The organism is Nonomuraea sp. NPDC049637 (assembly GCF_040675235.1).
In the GTDB taxonomy this organism is placed as follows: Bacteria; Actinomycetota; Actinomycetes; order Streptosporangiales; family Streptosporangiaceae; genus Nonomuraea.
In genome coordinates this window covers 126,443-147,272 of the sequence record NZ_JBFAOM010000022.1, presented here as the reverse complement: position 1 = coordinate 147,272, position 20,830 = coordinate 126,443, and the positions used below count along the sequence as shown (strand labels likewise).

The window sequence follows — 20,830 nt, the reverse complement described above, 5'->3', positions numbered from 1 at the left end:
GCGGCCGCGATCCCGGCGACCGGTTCAGCCACGCCGGTCCGCCACGCGCAGCAGCGCCTCGGCGACGGCCTGGCCGCCCGCCGGATCCCGGCTGATGACGAGGATCGTGTCGTCGCCCGCCACCGTGCCGAGGATCGACTCCCAGTCGGCGTGGTCGATGGCGGAGGCGAGGAACTGCGCGGCGCCCGGCGGGGTGCGGACCATGACCAGGTTGGCCGAGGCCTCGGCGGCCACCAGCAGCTCCTCGGCGATGCGGTGCAGCCGCGCCGCCGGGGTCTCGCCGCCGCCGCCCGTCCTGGTGAGCGGGATGCGGTCGCCGCCCTCGCCGGGCAGCGCGTACACCAGGGAGCCGTCGTCGGCGCGCAGCTTGAGCGCGCCGAGCTCGTCCAGGTCGCGGGAAAGGGTGGCCTGGGTGACCTCGACGCCGCTCTCGGCCAGCAGCTTGGCCAGCTCGGGCTGGGAGCGCACCGCCTTGCGCTGCAGCAGGTCGGTGATCTTCGCCTGCCGCGCGGCCTTGGTCATCGGGATGGTCATCCCCGGGTCACCAGCCAGTGGAGCAGGGCCTTCTGGGCGTGCAGCCGGTTCTCCGCCTGGTCCCACACGACGCTGGCCGGCCCGTCGAGGACGTCGGCGGTGATCTCCTTGCCGCGGTAGGCGGGCAGGCAGTGCAGGACGATCGCCTCGGGCGCGGCGTGCTCCAGCAGCCCCGCGTTCACCTGGTACGGCGCGAACGCCGCCGCCCGCTCCTGCTCGCCGCTCTGCCCCATCGACACCCACGTGTCGGTGGCGATCACGTGCGCCCCCTGGACGGCCGCGGCCGGGTCGGTCATCGCCACCACCGATCCGCCGGTCCTGGCCGCGACGGCGGCGGCCTGGCCGAGGATCACCGCGTCGGGCTGGTAGCCGGCCGGGGCGGCGATCCGTACGTGCATGCCGGCCGTGGCGCCGCCGAGCAGGTAGGAGTGGGCCATGTTGTTGGCGCCGTCGCCGACGTAGGTCAGCGTCAGCCCGGCCGTGCCGCCCAGCCGCTCGCGGACGGTCTGCAGGTCGGCGAGGATCTGGCAGGGGTGGAAGTCGTCGGTGAGGGCGTTGACGACGGGCACCGCCGAGGCGGCGGCCATCTCCTCCACCAGGTGCTGCCCGGTGGTGCGCCACACGATGGCGGCCACCTGGCGGTCGAGCACGCGGGCGATGTCGGCGGTCGGCTCGCCCCTGCCCATCAGCACCGCGACGTTGTCCACGACGAGCGGCAGGCCGCCGAGCTCGCCGATGCCGGTGTGGAAGGAGACGCGGGTGCGGGCCGAGGGTTTGTCGAACAGGACGGCGACGGTCTTCGGGCCCTCGAACGGCCGGTAGCCGAACCGGTCCTTCTTCATCGCGGCGGCCAGGTCGAGCACCTCCGCCTGCTCCTCCGGCGTCAGGTCGTCGTCCCTCAGGAAGTGTCTGACCTGCGCCGAGTCCGCGCGGTGCCGGGTCACGCCGACGCCTCCTCAAGGATCGCGGGGAACGCCTCGACGAAGGCGTTCACCTCCTCGTGGGTGACCACGAGCGGCGGCGCGAGGCGGACGGCGTCCGGCTGGAGGGCGTTGACCAGGAAGCCCGCCTCGGCGGCGGCCTGCTGCACCCGCGCGGACCGCTCCTCCGAGAGGACCGCGGCCAGCCACAGCCCGCGCCCGCGCACGCCCTTCAGCAGCGGGTGGCGGACGGCCTCCAGGCCGCCGCGCAGCCCGGCGGCGACCGACTTGACGTGGTCGAGGTCGAGATTGTCCAGCACGGCCAGCGCCGCCGCGCACGAGACCGGGTTGCCGCCGAACGTCGAGCCGTGGTCGCCCTTGTCGAACAGCCTGCCGACCTCGCCGAACCCGACGCACGCGCCGATCGGCAGGCCGCCGCCGAGGCCCTTGGCCAGGGTCAGGATGTCGGGGGTGACGCCGTCGGCCTGGTGGGCGAACCAGTGGCCGGTACGGCCGATCGCCGACTGGATCTCGTCGGCCACCAGCAGCGCGCCGGTGGCGTCGCAGATCTCGCGGGCGGCCTCGAAGTAGCCCTCGGGCGGCGGGACGACGCCGGCCTCGCCCTGCGTCGGCTCCAGGAACACCGCGATGCAGTCGCCGGTCACCGCCTCCTTGAGCGCGTCGGCGTCGCCGTACGGGACGAAGCGCACGTCGACGGGGAACGGGCCGAACTGGTCGCGGATGGCCTTCTTGCCGGTCAGCGACAGGGCGCCGATCGTCCGGCCGTGGAAGCCGTTCTCGGCGGCCACGAAGTAGGAGCGGCCCTCGCGCCGGCCGTACTTGAGCGCGAGCTTGTAGGCGGCCTCGTTGGCCTCGGTGCCGGAGTTGGCGAAGAAGATCCGGGCGGGCGCGTTGAGCAGGCCGAGCAGCCGCTCGGCGAGCAGCACCTCGGGCTCGTGCAGGAACAGGTTGCTGGTGTGGGCGAGCGTGGCGACCTGCGTGGAGACGGCCTGGACCAGGGCGGGGTGGGCGTGGCCGAGCGAGCTGACCGCGATGCCGCCGATGAAGTCGAGGTACTCCTTGCCGTCGACGTCCCAGACGCGGGTGCCCTCGCCGCGGGCCAGGGCGATCGGGGGGACGCCGTAGTTGGGCATGAACGCCTGCTCGAACCGCTCGTGGAGGCTCATGAGGGCATCACCATGGTTCCGATTCCTTCGTTGGTGAAGATTTCCAGCAGCATCGAGTGGGGCACGCGGCCGTCGAGGACGTGCGCCTGGGGCACTCCCCCGCGCACGGCGGTCAGGCACGCCTCCATCTTGGGCACCATGCCGCTGGACAGCGTGGGCAGCAGCTTCTCCAGCTCGTCGGCGTCGAGCTGGTCGATCACGTCGGTGTCGTCGGGCCAGTTGGCGTACAGGCCCTCGACGTCGGTGAGGACGATCAGCTTCTGCGCGCCGAGCGCCACGGCCAGCGCGGCGGCCGCGGTGTCCGCGTTCACGTTGTAGATCTCTCCGTCGGCGCCGACGGCGACGCTGGAGACGACCGGGATGCGGCCGTCGTCGATCAGCGCGCGCACCGCGCCGGGATCGACCTTGACGATCTCGCCGACCTGGCCGATGTCCACCGGCAGGCCGTCGACCAGCGCGGGCTTGCGCTCGGCGGTGAACAGGCAGGCGTCCTCGCCGGACATGCCGACGGCGAACGGGCCGTGCCGGTTGACCAGGCCGACGATGTCGCGGCCCACCTGCCCGACCAGGACCATCCTGACGACCTGCATGGCCTCGGGTGTGGTGACGCGCAGGCCGGCGGTGAAGGTGGACTCGATGCCGTGCCTGTCGAGGGCGCTGCTGATCTGCGGGCCGCCGCCGTGGACGACGACCGGGCGCAGGCCGGCGTGGTGCAGGAACACGACGTCCTCGGCGAAGCCCTCCTTGAGGGACTCGTCGGTCATGGCGTTGCCGCCGTACTTGATGACGACGGTCGCGCCGTGGAAGCGGGTCAGCCAGGGCAGCGCCTCGATCAGCGCCTCGGCCTTGGTGGCCGCGGTGACGGCCCTCACGAGGAGTACGCCGAGTTCTCGTGGACGTACTCGGCGGTCAGGTCGGTGGTGTGGATCGTGGCGCTGTGGCGGCCGGCCGACAGGTCGATGGTGATCGTGACGTCCCGGGGGCGCATGTCGACCTTTGAGCGGTCGTCGCCGACGGAGCCGTCGCGGCAGATCCAGATGCCGTTGATGGCGACGTTGACGCGGTCGGGCTCGAAGGCGGCCTGCGTCGTGCCGACGGCGGCCAGGACGCGGCCCCAGTTGGGGTCCTCGCCGTGGATGGCGCACTTGAGCAGGTTGGAGCGGGCGACGGTGCGGCCCACCTCGACGGCGTCGTCCTCGGAGGCGGCGCCGACGACCTCGACGGCGATCGCCTTGGAGGCGCCCTCGGCGTCCACGAGGAGCTGCCTGGCCAGGTCGGCGCAGACCTCCTGCACCTTCTGCCCGAACTCGGCCAGGTCGGGCCGGACCCCGGCGGCGCCGCTGGCCAGCAGCAGCACGGTGTCGTTGGTGGACATGCAGCCGTCGGAGTCGAGCCGGTCGAAGGTGGTCGCCGTGGCGGCGCGCAACGCCGTGTCGAGCTCCTCGCTGGTCAGGTCGGCGTCGGTGGTGATCACGCAGAGCATGGTGGCCAGGGCGGGGGCGAGCATGCCGGCGCCCTTGGCCATGCCGCCGACCATGTAGCCGTCGGCCCGCTTGAAGGAGATCTTGGAGACGGTGTCGGTGGTGCGGATGGCGTCGGCCGCGGCCAGGCCGCCGTCGCGGGAGAGCTGGCCCGCGGCGGTCTGGACGCCGGTCAGCAGGGCCTCCATCGGCAGCCGCTCGCCGATCAGCCCGGTGGAGCAGACCGCGATCTCGCCGGCGCTGTCGCCGATGACCTCGGCGACCTTCTCGGCGGTGGCGTGGGTGTCCTGGAAGCCCTCGGGGCCGGTGCAGGCGTTGGCGCCGCCGGAGTTGAGCACCACCGCGCGCAGCCGCCCGCCCGCCAGGACCTGCTGCGACCAGAGCACGGGGGCGGCCTTGACGCGGTTGGCGGTGAAGACGCCCGCGGCGGCGCGGCTGGGCCCGTCGTTGACGACGAGGGCCAGGTCGCGGGCGTCGCCGGACTTGATGCCCGCGGCGATGCCCGCGGCCCGGAAGCCCAGTGGGGCGGTGACACTCATGGAGCAACTCCTGTCAGGGGAAGGCCGAGCTCTTCCGGCAGGCCGAGGGCGAGGTTGACGCTCTGGACCGCGCCTCCGGCCGTGCCCTTGGTGAGGTTGTCGATGGCGATGACGGCGACCACGCGGCCGGCGCGCTCGTCGAGCGTCACCTGGAGGGCGGCGGTGTTGGCGCCGTAGGTCATGGAGGTGGCCGGCCAGACGCCCTCGGGCAGGAGCCGGACGAACGGCTCGGCCTTCAGCGCGACCTCGTAGGCGGTGCGCAGCGACTCGCGGGTGAGGCCGGGGGCGGCGGGGGCGGTGCAGGTGGCCAGGATGCCGCGGCTCATGGGGGCCAGCGTGGGGGTGAAGGAGACGCGTACGGGGGCGCCGGCGACGGCGGACAGCCCCTGTTCCATCTCGGGGGTGTGGCGGTGGACGCCGCCCACGCCGTACGCGCTGACCGAGCCGATGACCTCGCTGCCCAGCAGGTGGGCCTTGACCGCCTTGCCCGCGCCGCTGGTGCCGCTGGCGGCCACCACGACGACGTCGGGGCCGGCCAGGCCCGCGGCGAAGGCGGGCCACAGGGCCAGCAGCACCGAGGTCGGGTAGCAGCCGGGGACGGCGACGCGCCGGGCCGCCTTCAGCACCTCGCGCTGGCCGGGCAGCTCGGGCAGGCCGTAGGGCCAGGTGCCGGCGTGGTCGCCGCCGTAGAACTCCTGCCAGGCCGCGGGGTCGGCGAGCCGGTGGTCGGCGCCGCAGTCGACCACGATCGTGTCCTCGCCGAGCTCGGCGGCGACGGCGGCGGAGTGGCCGTGCGGCAGCGCGAGGAAGACCACGTCGTGCCCGGCGAGCACGCCCGGCGTGGTCTCCTCCAGGACGCGGTCGGCGAGCTGCGGCAGGTGCGGCTGGTGGGCGCCGAGCGGGCTGCCGGCGTTGGAGGCCGCGGTGAGCGCGCCGATCTCGAACTCGGGATGGCCGAGCAGGAGGCGGAGCAGCTCACCTCCGGCGTAGCCGCTGGCTCCCGCGATCGCTGCTCTCATCCCGACCCTCCTGCATAATTATGCACCCTGTCTCATGACCTTGCTTGTGAAGATGATGCACTCAAGAGGATGATTATGCAAGCCGGGTCGGCCCGCGCCGGTGACAGGTCCATGTCCCAGTCCTTTCCAGGCCAATCCCAAGTGGCGGGCGGGATGCTGCGGGCATGAGCGACTTCCTGCCCGATCTCACCTTCGTCACCCCGTCGCGCGGGCCCGGTCCCGGGCCGTTCGGGCGCGCCGTCATCGTGCTGCTGTGGGTGGGGATCTGCGTGCTGCCGGCGGTGCTGTCGGTCCAGGACTTCCGGCTGGCCACCGGGCGGACCGGCACGCCCGGGACGCTGACCGTGCTCTCCTGCGCCGACCTGGGCCAGGGGCGTTACGACTGCAAGGGGCGGTTCACGCCCGACTCCGGCGGCCCGTCCGTCCCGGTGGACGCCTCCCCCGACTCCACGGCGGGCGACGTGACGCGGGCGCAGCTCACGCCCGAGGGCGACCGGACGGCGCCGGCCGGGACCAGGGGCGTGCTGGCCGCGATGGCGCTGCCCGCGGTGGGGCTGGGCGGGATCGGATTCCTGCCCTACGTGCTGCTCTACTGGGCCGGGGCGGGGCGGCGGGCCAGGCGGGCGGCCGTGGCGGCGGGAAGCGTGGTCACCGCCGCCGGGGCGCTGCTGATGGTCGTGGGGGTGGTGGCGGCCTACTCGTGAGGCCGCCACCCGGGCTCACCTGAGGAAGGCGGCGGCGACGCCCGCGTCCACCGGGACGTGCAGGCCCGTGGTGTGGGTCAGGTCGGAGCCGGCGAGCGCGTAGACCGCGGCGGCCACGTGCTCGGGCAGGACCTCGCGCTTGAGCAGGGTGCGCCGGGCGTAGAACTCGCCCAGGCGCTCCTCCTCCACGCCGTACACCGCCGCGCGGTTGGCGCCCCAGCCGGAGGCGAAGATGCCCGAGCCGCGCACCACGCCGTCGGGGTTCACTCCGTTGACGCGGACGCCGTGCTCGCCCAGCTCGGCGGCCAGCAGGCGGACCTGGTGGGCCTGGTCGGCCTTGGCCGCGCCGTAGGCGACGTTGTTCGGCCCGGCGAAGACGGCGTTCTTGGAGGAGATGTAGACGATGTCCCCGCCCATCGCCTGATCGATCAGCACCCGGGCGCATTCGCGGGAGACCAGGAACGAGCCGCGGGCCATCACGTCGTGCTGCAGGTCCCAGTCGTCCAGGCTGGTCTCCAGCAGGGAGCGCGACAACGACAGGCCGGCGTTGTTCACCACCAGGTCCACGCCGCCGAAGGCGAGCACGGCGGCCCGTACGGCGGCCACGACCTGATCCTCGGACGTGACGTCCACCTCCACGGCAACCGCGACGTCGGACGCCCGGTAGGCCGAGGCCCCGATCTCGGCGGCGACCTTCCCCGCGGCGGCCCGGTCGCGGTCGGCGAGCACCACGCACGCGCCCTCGGCGGCCAGCCGCCGCGCGGTCGCCGCGCCGATGCCCGAGCCCGCCCCGGTGACCAGCGCCACCCGCCCGGCCAGCGGCTTGGGCTTCGGCATCCGGCGCAGCTTGGCCTCCTCCAGCTCCCAGTACTCGATCCGGAACTTCTCCGACTCCGGGATGGGCGCGTAGGCGGAGACGGACTCGGCGCCGCGCATGACGTTGATCGCGTTGACGTAGAACTCGCCGGCCACGCGGGCGGTCTGCTTGTCCTTGCCGAAGGAGAACATGCCGACGCCGGGCACCAGCACGATCGCCGGGTCCGCGCCGCGCATCGGCGGCGAGTCCGGGGTGGCGTGGCGCTCGTAGTAGGCGGTGTAGTCGGCGCGGTAGGCGGCGTGCAGCTCGCGCAGCCGGGCGACCGCCTGGTCCAGCGGCGCGTCCGGCGGCAGGTCCAGCACCAGCGGGGCGACCTTGGTGCGCAGGAAGTGGTCGGGGCAGGACGTGCCGAGCGCGGCCAGGCGCGGGTGCTCGGCGCGGGAGAGGAAGTCCAGCACCTCCGGGGTGCCGGTGTAGTGGCCGACCTGCCGCGCGTCGGTGGAGGCCAGCCCGCGCACGACCGGGAACAGCGCGGCGGCCCGCGCGTGCCGTTCGTCCTCGGGCAGCGGCTCGTGGAGCACCGGCCCGAACGGGTCGGGGCGGCCGTTGGCGGCCAGGTACTCCTCCGCGGTGCGGATGATCTCCAGGGAGCGGGCCTCGCACTCCTGCGAGGTGGCGCCCCAGGCGGTGATGCCGTGGCCGCCGAGCACGCAGCCGACGGCCTGCGGGTTGGCCTCCTTGACGGCGGCGATGTCCAGGCCGAGCTGGAAGCCGGGCCGCCGCCACGGCACCCACACCACGCGGTCGCCGAAGACCCGCCGGGTCAGCTCCTCGCCGTCGCGCGCGGTGGCCAGGGCGATGCCGGCGTCGGGGTGCAGGTGGTCCACGTGGGCGGCCTCGACCAGGCCGTGCATGGCGGTGTCGATCGAGGGGGCGGCGCCGCCCCTGCCGTGCAGGCAGTAGTCGAAGGCGGCGACCATCTCGTCCTCGCGCTCGACGCCGGGGTAGACGGCGGCCAGCGCGCGCAGGCGGTCCAGGCGCAGGACGGCCAGGCCCGCCTCCCTGAGCGTGCCGAGGTCGCCGCCGGAGCCCTTGACCCAGAGCAGGTCGACGTCCTGGCCGGTGACCGGGTCGGCGGCGCGGCCCTTGGCGGAGGTGTTGCCGCCGGCGAAGTTGGTGTTGCGCGGGTCGGCGCCCAGGCGGTGGGAGCGGTCCAGGAGCTCGTTGATGACGTCCATGGTGGTCAGGCCCCCCAGCCGGCCTGCGTGCCGCCGACGCGCTCGGCAGCGATTTTCTCGAAATATCCGGACTTGGCGTACGCAGCCATCGGGTCGGGCGCGAGGCCCGTCTCCTCGCGCAGTTCGGCGAGCAGCGGCCGCACGTCGGTGTTGTAGGCGTCCATCAGCACGGCGTTCGCGCCCAGCACGTCTCCCCCGGCCTGGGCGGCGGCCAGCGCGTCCCGGTCGACGAGCAGCGCCTTGGCCGTGGCCTCCTGGACGTTCATGACCGAGCGGATCTGGCCGGGGATCTTGGGCTCGATGTTGTGGCACTGGTCGAGCATGAACGCCACGCCCGCCGTCAGCCCGCCGCCGCGCACGACCTCGTACATGATGCGGAAGAGCTGGAACGGGTCGGCCGCGCCCACCATGAGGTCGTCGTCGGCGTAGAAGCGGGAGTTGAAGTCGAAGCCGCCGAGCTTCCCCTCGCGCAGCAGGAACGCCACGATGAACTCGATGTTGACGCCCGGCGCGTGGTGGCCGGTGTCCACGACGACCTGCGCCTTGGGGCCGAGCCTGAGGCAGTGGGCGTAGGCGGTGCCCCAGTCGGGCACGTCGGTGGTGTAGAAGGCGGGCTCGAACAGCTTGTACTCCAGCAGGAAGCGCCGGCCCTCGCCGAGCCGGGCGTACACCGCGGACAGGGCCTCGGCCAGGCGGTCCTGGCGGGCGCGGATGTCGTCCTGGCCGGGGTAGTTGGTGCCGTCGGAGAACCAGAGCTTGAGGGTGTCCGAGCCGGTGGCGTCCATGATGTCGACGCACTCCAGCAGGTGCGCCAGCGCCTTGCGGCGCACCGCCGGGTCGGGGTTGGTGACGCTGCCGAGCATGTAGGCGTCGTCCTGGAAGACGTTGGAGTTGATCGCGCCGATGCCGACGCCGAGCTCGCGGGCGTGGGCGGCCAGGTGGGCGTAGTCGGCCACCTTGTCCCAGGGGATGTGCAGGGCGACCGTGGGCGCGACGCCGGTGTGGGCGTGCACCTGGGCGGCGTCGGCCAGTTTCTCGTACGGGTCGCGCGGCACGCCCCGCTGCGCGAACACCTTGAACCGGGTGCCGCTGTTGCCGTACGCCCACGACGGCGTCTCGATGTGCAGCGCGCGCAGGGCGGCCTTGATGTCAGTGGTCATGACTTCCCGATCAGTCCAGGTGGAACACTTCGTCCGGCGGCCGCATGCCCTCGTCGGGCCGGCCGTCGAGGGCTTCGAAGAAGGGCGCCATCTCGGCCTGCCGGCGGGCGTTGACCTCGGTGGCCTCCATCGCCTTCCTGGCGGCCGCGAAGCCGGCGGTCTCCAGGTAGCCGGCCAGCAGGCCGTCGTCGCACGGTCACCCCTCTTCAAAACGTTTTAATCCATCGCGGAGGAAACTACGATCACCCGCGGGCGCTGTCAATGCGTCTCCACGGTCAGATCGGCGGCACTGGCCAACCTCACCGTTGGTACGTTTTAATGTGGCGCCATGGCCATGGTCAGCATCAAGGACGTCGCCGCCCGCGCCGGCGTCTCCCCCGGGACGGTCTCCAACGTCCTGAACAGACCGGCGAAGGTCGCCCCGGCGACCCGCGAACGGGTGGAGGCCGCGATCCGGGAGCTCGGCTTCGTCCGGCACGGCTCGGCCTCCACCCTGCGCGCCGGCCACAGCAGGACGATCGGCCTGAGCGTCATCGACATCGGCAACCCGTTCTTCACCGAGGTCGCCGCCGGGGTCGAGGACGTCGCCAGCGAGCTGGGCTACGCGGTGATCCTCGGCAACTCGGCCGGCTCCCCGGACAAGGAGGAGCGCAACCTGGGCGTGCTGGCCGAGCAGCGGGTGCGCGGCGTGCTGATCACCCCGTCCGGCGAGGACCCGGCCCGGCTGGACCGGCTGCGCGAGCGCGGCATCAGCGTCGTGCTCGTCGACCATCCGGCCCACCGGCCCGACCAGTGCGCGGTCGCGGTGGACGACGTCGCCGGCGGCCGGGCCGCGGTGCGGCATCTGCTGGCCAGGGGCGGGCACGGCGTCGCGTACGTGACCGGCCCGCTGACCATCCGGCAGTGCGCCGAGCGGCGGCGGGGCGCAGCCGAGGCGCTGGCCGCGGCCGGGCTCGACCCCGCCTCGCTGCGGGTGGTCGGGGCGGCCGCGATGACCGCCCGCGCGGGCGAGCAGGCCGCCGCCGACCTGATGGCGGGCGGCCTGCCCGAGGCCGTGTTCTGCGCCAACGACCTGCTCGCGCTGGGCGTGCTGCGGGCCCTGCTGCGCGCCGGGGTGCGGGTGCCCGACGACGTGGCGCTGATGGGCTACGACGACATCGAGTTCGCCGCCGCCTCGGCCGTGTCGCTCAGCTCGATGCGGCAGCCGACGTACCAGCTCGGCCGCATCGCCACCGAGCTGCTGCTGGACGAGTGCGACAACCCGGCCGAGCACGCCCACCAGCACATCATGTTCCAGCCCGAACTGGTCGCGAGGGAGTCCACCCAATGAGCCGATTCGCCGCCGTGGACCTGGGCGCCTCCAGCGGCCGGGTGCTGGTCGCCGACCTGTCGGACGGGCTGGCCACGTCCGTGGTCCACCGCTTCCCCAACGGCCCGGTCCGCCTGGCCGGCCGCCTGCACTGGGACGTCCTGGGCCTCTACCGCGAGATCCTGGCCGGTCTGCGCGCGGCCGGGCCGGTCACCTCGATCGGGGTCGACTCGTGGGCCGTCGACTACGGCCTGCTCGACGAGAGCGGCGCGCTGCTCGGCAACCCGGTGCACTACCGCGACGACCGTACGCGGGGGGTGGCCGGGCAGGTCGCCGAGCTGATCGGGGCCGAGGCGCTGTACGCGGTGTCCGGGCTGCAGGTGCTCCCGTTCAACACCATCTACCAGCTTCTGGCCGACCGGCTCGACGGGGCCGCGACGATGTTGCTCGTCCCCGACCTGATCGGCTACTGGCTGACCGGCGAGATCGGCGCGGAGGTGACCAACGCCTCCACCACCGGCCTGCTCGACGTGCGCACCCGGTCCTGGGCGGTGCCGCTGATCGACCGGCTGGGCCTGCCCGAGGGGATCTTCCCCCGGCTGCGGCAGCCGGGCGAGCCGATCGGCGGGGTGCGCCGCGACGTCGCGGCGGAGATCGGCTTCTCGGCGCCGGTGCGGGCGGTGGCCTCGCACGACACCGCCTCGGCCGTGGCCGCCGTGCCGGCCGCCGGGCCCGCCTTCGCCTACGTCTCGTGCGGCACCTGGTCGCTGGCCGGGGTGGAGCTGGCCGCCCCCGTGCTCACCGAGGCGGGCCGGGCGGCCAACTTCACCAACGAGGCCGGGATCGACGGCACGGTCCGCTACCTGCGCAACGTCATGGGGCTGTGGCTGTTGCAGGAGTGCCTGCGGGCCTGGCCCGGCTCCTCGCTGGACGACCTGCTGGCGGCGGCGGCGCGCGAACGTCCGTTCGCCGCCGTGGTGGACCCCGATCTGCCGGTGTTCCTGCCGCCGGGCGACATGCCCGCGCGGATCGCCGCCGAATGCCGCCGCACCGGGCAGCGGCCGCCCTCGACGCCGGCGGGCTTCGTGCGCTGCGTGCTGGAGAGCCTGGCGCTCGGCCACCGCAACGCGATCCGGCAGGCCATGGAGCTGTCCGGCCGCGAGGTGGAGGTCGTGCACCTGGTGGGCGGCGGGTCGCGCAACGAGCTGCTGTGCCGGTTCACCGCCGACGCCTGCGGGCTGCCGGTCGTGGCCGGGCCGGCCGAGGCGACCGCGCTCGGCAACGTCCTGGTGCAGGCGCGGGCGGCCGGGCTGGTCGCCGACCTGGCCGGGATGCGCGCGCTGGTGGCCGCCACGCAGGAGCTGCGCCGGTACGAGCCGTCCGGCGACGCCGCCGCCTGGGCGGAGGCCGCCGCCCGCCTGGCCTGACGCCAACTGTCCCCCAAATACGCCTTTGACGTGGGACTTCGGGTTTCCTCCTGCCGGCGAAGGGGAGGACCGGGACCGGGGGGCACGGGCGCCGGGGGGAACGATGCCGAGCAAGGAGCGGGTGCTGCGGCTGCTGTCGCAGGGGCTGGACTACGCCGAGATCGGCAGGTTGCTGGGCGTGCCCGCGGGGCGCGCGTACCTGATCGCGACGGGCGTGCCGGCCGACGGGAGCGACGCGGTGGCACGCCGGCGGGGGCGGCCCGGCCTGCTGGCCGGACGTACCCAGCAGCTGGTCAACCCGCGCGAGGTCGGGCCGGTCGAGCGCGGCGACGTGCGCGCCTGGATGCGCGAGCGGGCCTGGAGCGACCGGCGCATGCGCCGGACGGACGCGTGAGCGGCATGGGGTTCTCCTGGCCGCTGCTGCGGCAGCTCACCGGCAAGGACAAGCTCGGCCGGGCCGCCGCGGTGAAGTCGCCGCGCACGGGCGCGCACCCGGCCCGGACGGCCGCCGCCGACCGCGTGGTCAAGTCGGTGTGCCCGTACTGCGCGGTGGGCTGCGCCCAGAACGTCTACGTCCGTGACGAGAAGGTGGTGCACATCGAGGGCGACCCCGACTCCCCGATCAGCCGGGGCCGGCTGTGCCCGAAGGGCGCCTCCAGCCTCCAGCTCACCACCGGCTCAGGACGGCTGAGCAAGGTCCTGTACCGCCCGCCGTACGCCGCCGACTGGCAGGAGCTCGACCTGGAGACCGCCATGGACATGGTGGCCGACCGGATCATCGCCACCCGCCGGGCGACCTGGGAGTGGGAGAACAAGGGCCGCCGGGTGGCCCGCACGATGGGCATCGCCAGCCTGGGCGGCGCGACGCTGGACAACGAGGAGAACTACCTCATCAAGAAGCTGCTCACCGCGCTCGGCGTGGTGCAGATCGAGAACCAGGCGCGGGTGTGCCACAGCTCGACCGTGGTGGGGCTCGGCACGTCGTTCGGGCGCGGCGGGGCCACGACGTTCCTGCAGGACCTGCAGCACTCCGACTGCGTGCTGATCCAGGGGTCGAACTTCGCCGAGGCGCATCCGGTCGGGTTCCAGTGGGTGATGGAGGCCAAGGCCCGCGGCGCGGTGGTCATCCACGTGGACCCGCGGTTCACCCGTACCAGCGCGCTGGCCGACCTGCACGTGCCGATCAGGGCGGGCTCGGACGTGGCCTTCCTCGGCGCGATCGTCAACCACGTGCTGGAGAACGAGCTGTTCTTCCGCGACTACGTCCTGCACTACACCAACGCGGCGACCATCCTGCGCGAGGACTACCGCGACGCCGAGGACCTCGACGGCCTGTTCTCCGGCTTCGACGCCGACAACCGCTGCTACGAGGACGACACCTGGCAGTACGAGGGCATGCACACCGTCGCGGCCTCCGGCGAGCGGGACGAGGACTACGACCGGCCGGCGGGCAGCCTCCCGGCCGGCCGCGCCGAGGTGCAGGGCGGCACCGGCGTGCCGCTGGGCGGCGAGCCGCGGCGGGACGAGACGCTGCGGCACCCGCGCTGCGTGCTGCAGGTGCTGCGCCGCCACTTCGCCCGCTACACGCCGGAGATGGTCCAGCAGGTGTGCGGGGTGCCGCCGGAGCTGTTCGCCCAGGTCTGCCGCCACCTGACGGAGAACTCGGGGCCGGAGCGGACCGCCGAGTTCGTCTACGCGGTGGGCTGGACGCAGCACAGCGACGGCGCCCAGTTCATCCGCACCGCCAGCATCCTTCAGCTCCTGCTGGGCAACATCGGCCGCCCCGGCGGCGGCATCCAGTCGCTGCGCGGGCACGCCAGCATCCAGGGCTCCAGCGACATCCCGACGCTGTTCAACCTGCTGCCCGGCTACATCCCGATGCCGCACGCCCACGAGCACGAGAAGATGCGCGACTTCCTGCGCGCCGACGCCGCCTGCCGCGGCTTCTGGGCGAACATGCCCGCCTACCTGGTGAGCCTGCTCAAGGCGTGGTGGGGGCCGGCCGCGACGCCCGACAACGACTTCCGCTTCGACTACCTGCCGCGCCTGACCGGCTCGCACAGCACGTACGACACGGTCCTGGCGCAGCTCGACGGCACCTGCAAGGGCTACCTGCTGCTCGGCGAGAACCCGGCCGTGGGCTCGGCCAACTCCCGGATGCAACGCCTGGGCATGGCCCGGCTCGACTGGCTGGTGGTGCGCGACCTCAACCTGATCGAGAGCGCCACCTGGTGGAAGGACGGCCCCGAGATCGAGACGGGCGAGCTGACCACGTCCGGGATCGGCACCGAGGTGTTCTTCTTCCCCGCCGCGGCCCACACCGAGAAGAGCGGCAGCTTCACCAACACCAACCGCTGGCTGCAGTGGCACCACCGGGCCGTCGAGCCGGCCGGCGACGCGCGCAGCGACCTGTGGTTCATGTACCACCTCGGGCGCATGATCCGGCAGAAGCTGGCCGGCTCCGCCGACCCGATGGACCGGCCCCTGCTCGACCTCACCTGGGACTACCCCGTGGAGGGCGAGACGGCCGAGCCGGTCGCCGAGGCGGTGCTCGCCGAGATCAACGGCTGGGACGCCGAGGGCCGGCCGCTCGACGGCTACAGCCAGCTCAAGGACGACGGCTCGACGGTGTGCGGCTGCTGGATCTACTGCGGCGTGTACGCCGGCGGCGTCAACCGGGCCGCCCGCCGCAAACCGGCCGCCGAGCAGGACTGGGTGGCCGCCGAGTGGGCGTGGGCGTGGCCGGACAACCGGCGGGTGCTCTACAACCGGGCCTCGGCCGCGCCGGACGGCCGTCCGTGGAGCGAGCGCAAGAAGCTCGTCTGGTGGGACGCGGACGCCGGCCGCTGGACCGGCCTGGACGTGCCGGACTTCGAGGAGGGCAAACCGCCGTCCTACCGGCCCGAGCCGGGGGCGCAGGGACCGGCGGCGTTGTCGGGCATCGACCCGTTCATCATGCAGGCCGACGGCAAGGGCTGGCTGTTCGCCCCCTCGGGCGTGGTGGACGGCCCGCTGCCCACCCACTACGAGCCCCAGGACTCGCCGGTCGCCAACCCGCTCTACGGGCGGCAGCGCAACCCGGCCCGCAAGCTCTACCGGCACGAGGCCAACCGTTACCAGCCGAGCGGTGCCGAGCCGGGCGCGTCGGTCTACCCGTACGTGGTGACCACGTACCGGCTGACCGAGCACTTCACGGCGGGGGGCATGAGCCGGCACACGCCGTACCTGGCCGAGCTGCAGCCGGAGATGTTCTGCGAGGTCTCGCCCGAGCTGGCCGCCGAGCGCGGGCTCGTGCACGGCGAGTGGGCCACGGTCGTCACCGCGCGCAGCGCCATCGAGGCCCGCGTGCTGGTCACCGACCGGATGGCGCCGCTGCACCTGGACGGCAAGGTCCTGCACCAGATCGGGCTGCCCTTCCACTTCGGCCCCAACGGCCTGGCCACCGGCGACGCGGCCAACGAGCTGGCGGCCATCTCGCTCGACCCCAACTCCCACATCCAGGAGGTCAAGGCCCTGTCGGCGGACATCCGCCCCGGGCGCAGGCCGCGCGGCCCGGCCCTGCCTGAGCTGGTGCTGGCCTACCGGCGGCGGGCGGGCGTGACCGAGGACACCGGAACGGAGGTGTGAGCCGTGGCCTTCGACCTCGACCGGGCGCCGCTCGACGCCGGCTACGACGACCCGCCCAGGCGCATGGGCTTCTTCACCGACACCAGCGTCTGCATCGGGTGCAAGGCGTGCGAGGTGGCCTGCAAGGAGTGGAACCAGGTGCCGGAGGACGGCCTGCTGTTCACCGGCATGTCCTACGACAACTCCGTCGGGCTCGGCGCCGACACCTGGCGGCACGTGGCGTTCGTCGAGCAGCGCAAGCCGCTGGGCCATCAGGAGACCGGCGCCCGTGACCTGGACTTCCGCTGGCTGATGGCCTCCGACGTGTGCAAGCACTGCACGCACGCGGCCTGCCTGGACGTCTGCCCGACCGGTTCGCTGTTCCGCACCGAGTACGGCACGGTCGTCGTCCAGGAGGACGTCTGCAACGGCTGCGGCTACTGCGTGCCCGCCTGCCCGTTCGGGGTGATCGGCCGGCGCGCGGCGAGCGGCACGGCCGCCAAGTGCACGATGTGCTACGACCGGCTGGAGGTCGGCCAGGAGCCGGCCTGTGCCAAGACGTGCCCGACGGACTCGATCCAGTTCGGCGAGCTGGACGAGCTGCGCGAGCGCGCCGACCGCCGTCTGGAGCAGGTGCGCGCGGCGGGCGTGTCCTCGGCCCGCCTGTACGGCCACGACCCGGCCGACGGCGTGGGCGGCACCGGCGCCTTCTTCCTGCTGCTGGACGAGCCCCAGGTGTACGGCCTGCCGCCGGACCCCGTGGTGACCACCGCGGACCTGCCGTCGATGTGGCGGCACGCCGGCGCGGCGGCGCTGGTCCTGCTGGCCGGGATGGCCGCCGCGGCGGCCTGGAGGAGGGGCCGATGAGCAACCAGACCGACGTGCGCCTGGACGACGCGCCCGGCCTGCGCACCGAGCGCGAGGCCACGCCCGGCTCGGCGGGCCGCGGCAGCCGCTCCCTGCGGCCGCCCGAGCCGGCGGCGGACTCCTACTACGGTCTGCCGGTCCTGAACGGCACGCCCTGGAGCGACCACGACATCGCCGGTTACCTGTTCCTCGGCGGCCTGGCCGGCGCCTCCTCCACGCTGGCCGCCGCCGCCGAGCTGACCGGACGCCCGGCGCTGGCCCGCGCCGCCAAGCTGGCCGCCCTGGGCGCGGTCGGCGGCTCGCTGTACGCGCTGATCCACGACCTGGGCAAGCCGTCGCGCTTCCTGAACATGTTGCGGGTGTTCAAGGTGACCTCGCCGATGAGCGTCGGCACCTGGATCCTGACCGCGTACGGGCCGCAGGCCGGGCTGGCCGCGCTCACCGGGGTGACCGGGCGGTTCCCCCGGCTGGGCCGGGCGGCCACGGTGGGGGCCGGGCTGACCGGGCCGGCGCTGGCCACCTACACCGCCGTGCTGATCTGCGACACCGCCGTCCCGGCCTGGCACGACGGGTTCAGGGAGATGCCGTTCCTGTTCGCGGGCTCGGCCGCCGCGTCGGCGGGCGGGCTCGGCATGCTGGCCGCGCCGGTCGCGCAGGCGGCCCCGGCCCGGCGGGCGGCGGTGATGGGGGCGGCCCTGGAGTGCGCGGCGGCCGTCCGCATGGAACGCCGGATGGGCCTGACCGCCGAGCCGCTGCGGCGCAGCCGTCTGCTCAGGGCGGGTCAGGCGCTGTCGGTCGCGGGCGCCCTGCTCGGTCAGGGGCTGGGCGCTCGCAGCAGGGTCGCGGCGGCAGCCGCGGGGGCGGCCCTGCTGGCCGGGTCGGTGTGCACCCGGTTCGGGATCTTCCACGCCGGGACGGCCTCGGCGTGCGACCCCCGGTACACCGTCGAGCCGCAACGCCGGCGGCTCGCCAAGTCGAGAGCGGAGCGTGATCTGTCATGAGAAGAGTCGCCGAGTACCTGCCGTTCATGGGTATCGTGCTGGTCGTCTGCACGGCGTCGTGGCTGGCGGGCAGGGGCAGGCCGGCCAGGCGGGCCTGACCCCGCCCGGGGATCGGTCGGTGGGGCTTACGCCCTCCGTGGCGGCGCGGGGCATACGATCGACAGATGACCGAAAAGACCGAAACCGCGCCTGGATGGCTGGCCCCCGAAGAGCTCGAGTCGGTGCGCGGCCAGTTGCCGATCCTCTACATCGACGCCGTGCCGGTACGCGTCGACGAGACCGGCGTGGTGACCCGCGTGGGCCTGCTGCTGCGGATCGCGGCGGACGGCACGGTCAGCCGGGCGCTGGTCTCGGGGCGGGTGCTGCACCACGAGCGCATCCGCGACGCGCTGCTGCGCCACCTGGAGAAGGACCTCGGGCCGGTGGCCCTGCCGCGCATCCCCGTCTCGCCGCAGCCTTTCACCGTCGCGGAGTACTTCCCGACGCCGGGCGTCACGCCGTACCACGACCCGCGCCAGCACGCGGTGTCGCTGGCCTACATCGTGCCCGTGGCCGGTGACTGCCGGCCCCGGCAGGACGCGCTGGACCTGGTCTGGTTCACCCCGGAGGAGGCGTCCTCGCCGGCCGTGCAGCAGGAGATGACCGGCGGCCAGGGGGTGCTGCTCAAGCAGGCGCTGGCCCACGTGGGCCGGCTGGTCTGACGCGGCGCCGCCGGGTGGCCGGCCGCCTGCACACTCGTCGCGCCGGTCGCCGGCTCCTGGAGACGGCCCATCCCTGGGTGCCCGGTCCTGCACGGATCCTCAACGGGAGCTCAACGTCCGCCGCCCTAACGTGCCCGTACGACATCCGGCACGACAAGGGAGGAAGACGTCATGAGGACGATCACCAAGCTCGGGACGGCGGCTGCGGCGGGGGCGTTCGCGCTGGCGCTGTCCGCCGGGACGCCCGCCACGGCGGCCACTTCGGCGGCGAGTGCCGCCGTCTCCGCCGTCCCGGTCTCCGCGCAGGCCGTCACGGCCACGTGGACGCAGGCCGCCGGCCCGCGCCCCAGCGTCCGGTGGTTGTGCGGCAAGCCGGTCATCAAGAAGCTGGTCCCGGCGTGCTCGCACGGCAAGTGGGAGCCGGTCACGATCAAGAAGATGCGCTGCGTGCAGGGACACGCGCCCTACGTGGGCTGGACGGGGCCGTCCAAGCTCGCCTACTGGGCGATGAAGTGCTTCAGGACGGGCGAGTGGGAGAAGTGGTGACCACCTTCCCCGCGATCGGGCCGCTGTAGCGACCTGACCCAGCTCTGAAGGCCGCCATGGACGTCCATGGCGGCCTCCGGCGTCGGCCCGGCCGTCTCCCTGTGCGCCGCCTCACCGGGCGGGGAGCCGTCACCCATGCCGGGCTTCGTCTCCGCGAGCCTGGCCGCGGCGAGCGCCTGCCCGAACCGTCTCAGGGGCGTTCGGCGCCCCTTCGCACCCAGTGGTAGAGCGGGTCGCCGGGGCAGTCGGTGTCGTAGCCGTCCCGGTGGCCCTTGACCTCGTCGCCGGCGTCGCCGTGCTCGCGCAGGTACTCGATGGCGTCGACGAGGGCGTTGAGCAGGTCGTCGTTCGGTTCGGTGAACCCGGTGTTGCCGAGCAGGGCGAGCACGGCGTAGTGGCCGGAGTTGAGCCCCGGGCCGTTGGCGGCGGGCAGGACGTGCGGACCGCGGCCCATGAAGGTGCGCCGGTGCGGGCAGCACACCATGTTGTAGCCGAGGTCGATGTAGGTCTCGCCGCGCCCGCCGGACATGTGCATGCGCTGGATGTCCCGGACCAGGTCGACGCACTTGTCGTGGTTGTCGGCGTCCGGCAGGTCGGAGGGCACCTTCCCGCCGGTGTAGTGGATCTTGACGCCTCTGGTGCCGGCCAGCCGGGTGTAACTGGTGGTGGGCTTCTTGGCGTGCCAGTCGGCACGGGTGATCAGCTGCATGTGGTGTCTCTCCTGGTAGACGATGCCTCGCCACCAGAATGTCAACTTAAAGTAGTTGTGTCATCACTTTTTGTCACTAGATTCACGTGCCGCCAAAGAAACACTTCCATGCTGGTCAGGCCGGTTCACCCCCGCTTGTACACCGTCCGGTCGTGGACGACCGCGTACGTGTTGCGCAGGGCCGCCATCGACTCGTCGTAACTGGCCGCGGCCACGCCGGTGAACAGGCAGTCGACGACCATGAGCTGGGCGATGCGGCTGCCGAGCGCGCCGGAGCGGAACTCGGTCTCGCGGGCGGCCGTCGTCAGCGTCACGTCGGCGGTGGCGGCCAGCGGCGAGTCGCGGAAGTTGGTGATCGCCACCGTGGCCGCGCCCGACCGGCGGGCGATGGCCAGGAACTCGACCGTGTCCACGGTCGCGCCGGTGTGCGAGACCGCGACGGCCACGCAGCCGGCGTCGAGCGTGGCCGCCGACGTCCAGGCCGAGTGGGCGTCGTGCCAGTTGATCGCGGTACGCCCGATGCGCGAGAGCTTCTGCTGCAGGTCCAGGCCGACCAGCGCGCTCGCGCCCACGCCGAAGGTGTCGATCCGGCGCGCGGCCAGCAGCAGGGAGACCGCCCGACCCAGGGCCTGCATGTCGAGGGAGCGGGCCGTGTCGGCGATGGACAGCGTCTCGTTGGTGGCGACCTTGGAGACGATGCCCTCCAGGCTGTCGTGGCGGTCGATGTCGCCCGACACCTCCGGCAGGCTCGACGTGGTCAGCTCCTCCCGGGCGGCGGCCCTGGTCAGGTCGATCCGGAAGTCCTTGAAGTGGGCGTATCCCATGCGCTGGTAGAAGCGCACGACCGAGGTCGTCGAGGTGGCGCAGCGGGCGGCCAGCTCGGCGATGGACAGGTTCGCGGCGGCGGCCGGGTCACCGGTGAACGTCTCGGCGATGCGCCGCTCCGATGGCCGTAATGCGGGCATGGCGGCACGGATGCGGATCAGCAGGCTTCCGTCGTCCTCGACCATTCGTCATCCATCCGTGTTGAGGAAATTTAGTACACCAGTGGTAGGGTCTGCGTAA

The 20,830-nt window shown here is 73.3% G+C and carries 19 protein-coding genes and 1 pseudogene; 9 read left to right on the top strand and 11 right to left on the bottom strand.

Annotated features, from left to right (window positions below; genetic code table 11):
• Positions 1-24 precede the first annotated feature (24 nt).
• The 6 genes from AB0J71_RS28495 to argC are packed head-to-tail and all read right to left on the bottom strand — an operon-like array spanning position 25 to position 5,680.
• Entirely contained in the window at positions 25-534 is a 510-nt protein-coding gene (locus tag AB0J71_RS28495; RefSeq protein ID WP_352330310.1) for an arginine repressor, read from the bottom strand.
• A complete protein-coding gene (argF, locus tag AB0J71_RS28490) occupies positions 531-1,478 on the bottom strand; it encodes an ornithine carbamoyltransferase (RefSeq protein ID WP_352330312.1) in 948 nt (315 codons plus the stop codon). Before argF ends, AB0J71_RS28495 begins: the two co-directional genes overlap by 4 nt.
• A complete protein-coding gene (locus tag AB0J71_RS28485; protein WP_364416856.1) occupies positions 1,475-2,641 on the bottom strand; it encodes an acetylornithine transaminase in 1,167 nt (388 codons plus the stop codon). Before AB0J71_RS28485 ends, argF begins: the two co-directional genes overlap by 4 nt.
• Entirely contained in the window at positions 2,638-3,513 is an 876-nt protein-coding gene (gene argB / locus AB0J71_RS28480; RefSeq protein WP_364394154.1) for an acetylglutamate kinase, read from the bottom strand. Before argB ends, AB0J71_RS28485 begins: the two co-directional genes overlap by 4 nt.
• Positions 3,510-4,661 (bottom strand): bifunctional glutamate N-acetyltransferase/amino-acid acetyltransferase ArgJ, encoded by a 1,152-nt coding sequence (gene argJ, locus AB0J71_RS28475; protein WP_364416853.1) that lies wholly within the window; start codon positions 4,659-4,661, stop codon positions 3,510-3,512. Before argJ ends, argB begins: the two co-directional genes overlap by 4 nt.
• Entirely contained in the window at positions 4,658-5,680 is a 1,023-nt protein-coding gene (argC, locus tag AB0J71_RS28470) for an N-acetyl-gamma-glutamyl-phosphate reductase (RefSeq protein WP_352326923.1), read from the bottom strand. Before argC ends, argJ begins: the two co-directional genes overlap by 4 nt.
• Before the next feature lie 164 nt (positions 5,681-5,844).
• Between argC and AB0J71_RS28465 the strand changes: the two genes are divergently transcribed.
• Positions 5,845-6,384, top strand: coding sequence for a hypothetical protein (locus AB0J71_RS28465; RefSeq protein ID WP_364416851.1), 540 nt, complete (start codon positions 5,845-5,847; stop codon positions 6,382-6,384).
• A gap of 15 nt (positions 6,385-6,399) precedes the next feature.
• On the opposite strand, the gene AB0J71_RS28460 is transcribed toward AB0J71_RS28465, so the two are convergent.
• The 3 genes and pseudogenes from AB0J71_RS28460 to AB0J71_RS28450 form a co-directional block, all read right to left on the bottom strand.
• Complete coding sequence (locus AB0J71_RS28460; protein ID WP_364416849.1) at positions 6,400-8,439, bottom strand: bifunctional aldolase/short-chain dehydrogenase; 2,040 nt, start codon at positions 8,437-8,439, stop codon at positions 6,400-6,402.
• A gap of 5 nt (positions 8,440-8,444) precedes the next feature.
• A complete protein-coding gene (rhaI, locus tag AB0J71_RS28455) occupies positions 8,445-9,599 on the bottom strand; it encodes an L-rhamnose isomerase (protein WP_364416847.1) in 1,155 nt (384 codons plus the stop codon).
• Positions 9,600-9,609: 10 nt separating this feature from the next.
• Positions 9,610-9,792 (bottom strand): annotated as a pseudogene (locus AB0J71_RS28450) (L-rhamnose mutarotase); the annotation flags it as partial.
• A 135-nt stretch (positions 9,793-9,927) separates the two neighbouring features.
• Here AB0J71_RS28450 and AB0J71_RS28445 point away from each other — a divergent pair.
• The 8 genes from AB0J71_RS28445 (at position 9,928) to AB0J71_RS28410 (ending at position 19,056) form a co-directional block, all read left to right on the top strand.
• Entirely contained in the window at positions 9,928-10,929 is a 1,002-nt protein-coding gene (locus tag AB0J71_RS28445) for a substrate-binding domain-containing protein (protein WP_364416845.1), read from the top strand.
• Positions 10,926-12,335, top strand: coding sequence for a rhamnulokinase family protein (locus tag AB0J71_RS28440; RefSeq protein ID WP_364416843.1), 1,410 nt, complete (start codon positions 10,926-10,928; stop codon positions 12,333-12,335). Before AB0J71_RS28445 ends, AB0J71_RS28440 begins: the two co-directional genes overlap by 4 nt.
• A 103-nt stretch (positions 12,336-12,438) precedes the next feature.
• Positions 12,439-12,729 (top strand): hypothetical protein, encoded by a 291-nt coding sequence (locus AB0J71_RS28435; RefSeq protein WP_352326917.1) that lies wholly within the window; start codon positions 12,439-12,441, stop codon positions 12,727-12,729.
• A 5-nt stretch (positions 12,730-12,734) separates the two neighbouring features.
• A complete protein-coding gene (gene fdh, locus AB0J71_RS28430) occupies positions 12,735-15,962 on the top strand; it encodes a formate dehydrogenase (RefSeq protein WP_352326927.1) in 3,228 nt (1,075 codons plus the stop codon).
• Between the two features lie 63 nt (positions 15,963-16,025).
• Positions 16,026-16,808: a 4Fe-4S dicluster domain-containing protein gene (locus AB0J71_RS28425; RefSeq protein WP_352326926.1), complete on the top strand. Its 783-nt coding sequence runs from the start codon at positions 16,026-16,028 to the stop codon at positions 16,806-16,808.
• Positions 16,805-17,809, top strand: coding sequence for an NrfD/PsrC family molybdoenzyme membrane anchor subunit (nrfD, locus tag AB0J71_RS28420; RefSeq protein ID WP_364394162.1), 1,005 nt, complete (start codon positions 16,805-16,807; stop codon positions 17,807-17,809). The genes AB0J71_RS28425 and nrfD overlap by 4 nt, the downstream gene beginning before the upstream one ends.
• Before the next feature lie 164 nt (positions 17,810-17,973).
• Positions 17,974-18,510 (top strand): NUDIX hydrolase family protein, encoded by a 537-nt coding sequence (locus tag AB0J71_RS28415; RefSeq protein ID WP_352324412.1) that lies wholly within the window; start codon positions 17,974-17,976, stop codon positions 18,508-18,510.
• 171 nt (positions 18,511-18,681) lie between these two features.
• Entirely contained in the window at positions 18,682-19,056 is a 375-nt protein-coding gene (locus AB0J71_RS28410) for a hypothetical protein (RefSeq protein WP_364416841.1), read from the top strand.
• A 190-nt stretch (positions 19,057-19,246) separates the two neighbouring features.
• Here AB0J71_RS28410 and AB0J71_RS28405 read toward each other — a convergent pair whose 3' ends face one another.
• Positions 19,247-19,765 (bottom strand): peptidoglycan recognition family protein, encoded by a 519-nt coding sequence (locus AB0J71_RS28405; RefSeq protein ID WP_364416839.1) that lies wholly within the window; start codon positions 19,763-19,765, stop codon positions 19,247-19,249.
• 125 nt (positions 19,766-19,890) lie between these two features.
• Complete coding sequence (locus AB0J71_RS28400; protein WP_352324409.1) at positions 19,891-20,775, bottom strand: MurR/RpiR family transcriptional regulator; 885 nt, start codon at positions 20,773-20,775, stop codon at positions 19,891-19,893.
• Between the last annotated feature and the right edge of the window lie 55 nt (positions 20,776-20,830).

Excerpts from the sequence above, each read along its gene's own strand:
- rhaI (WP_364416847.1), bottom strand. The coding sequence starts at position 9,599 with ATGACCACTGACATCAAGGCCGCCCTGCGCGCGCTGCACATCGAGACG.
- AB0J71_RS28410 (WP_364416841.1), top strand. The coding sequence starts at position 18,682 with ATGAGGACGATCACCAAGCTCGGGACGGCGGCTGCGGCGGGGGCGTTC.
- AB0J71_RS28460 (WP_364416849.1), bottom strand. The coding sequence starts at position 8,439 with ATGGACGTCATCAACGAGCTCCTGGACCGCTCCCACCGCCTGGGCGCC.
- nrfD (WP_364394162.1), top strand. The coding sequence starts at position 16,805 with ATGAGCAACCAGACCGACGTGCGCCTGGACGACGCGCCCGGCCTGCGC.
- AB0J71_RS28445 (WP_364416845.1), top strand. The coding sequence starts at position 9,928 with ATGGCCATGGTCAGCATCAAGGACGTCGCCGCCCGCGCCGGCGTCTCC.
- AB0J71_RS28425 (WP_352326926.1), top strand. The coding sequence starts at position 16,026 with ATGGGCTTCTTCACCGACACCAGCGTCTGCATCGGGTGCAAGGCGTGC.
- AB0J71_RS28415 (WP_352324412.1), top strand. The coding sequence starts at position 17,974 with ATGACCGAAAAGACCGAAACCGCGCCTGGATGGCTGGCCCCCGAAGAG.
- AB0J71_RS28400 (WP_352324409.1), bottom strand. The coding sequence starts at position 20,775 with ATGGTCGAGGACGACGGAAGCCTGCTGATCCGCATCCGTGCCGCCATG.
- AB0J71_RS28435 (WP_352326917.1), top strand. The coding sequence starts at position 12,439 with ATGCCGAGCAAGGAGCGGGTGCTGCGGCTGCTGTCGCAGGGGCTGGAC.
- fdh (WP_352326927.1), top strand. The coding sequence starts at position 12,735 with ATGGGGTTCTCCTGGCCGCTGCTGCGGCAGCTCACCGGCAAGGACAAG.
- AB0J71_RS28440 (WP_364416843.1), top strand. The coding sequence starts at position 10,926 with ATGAGCCGATTCGCCGCCGTGGACCTGGGCGCCTCCAGCGGCCGGGTG.
- AB0J71_RS28465 (WP_364416851.1), top strand. The coding sequence starts at position 5,845 with ATGAGCGACTTCCTGCCCGATCTCACCTTCGTCACCCCGTCGCGCGGG.
- AB0J71_RS28485 (WP_364416856.1), bottom strand. The coding sequence starts at position 2,641 with ATGAGCCTCCACGAGCGGTTCGAGCAGGCGTTCATGCCCAACTACGGC.
- argJ (WP_364416853.1), bottom strand. The coding sequence starts at position 4,661 with ATGAGTGTCACCGCCCCACTGGGCTTCCGGGCCGCGGGCATCGCCGCG.
- AB0J71_RS28405 (WP_364416839.1), bottom strand. The coding sequence starts at position 19,765 with ATGCAGCTGATCACCCGTGCCGACTGGCACGCCAAGAAGCCCACCACC.
- AB0J71_RS28495 (WP_352330310.1), bottom strand. The coding sequence starts at position 534 with ATGACCATCCCGATGACCAAGGCCGCGCGGCAGGCGAAGATCACCGAC.
- argC (WP_352326923.1), bottom strand. The coding sequence starts at position 5,680 with ATGAGAGCAGCGATCGCGGGAGCCAGCGGCTACGCCGGAGGTGAGCTG.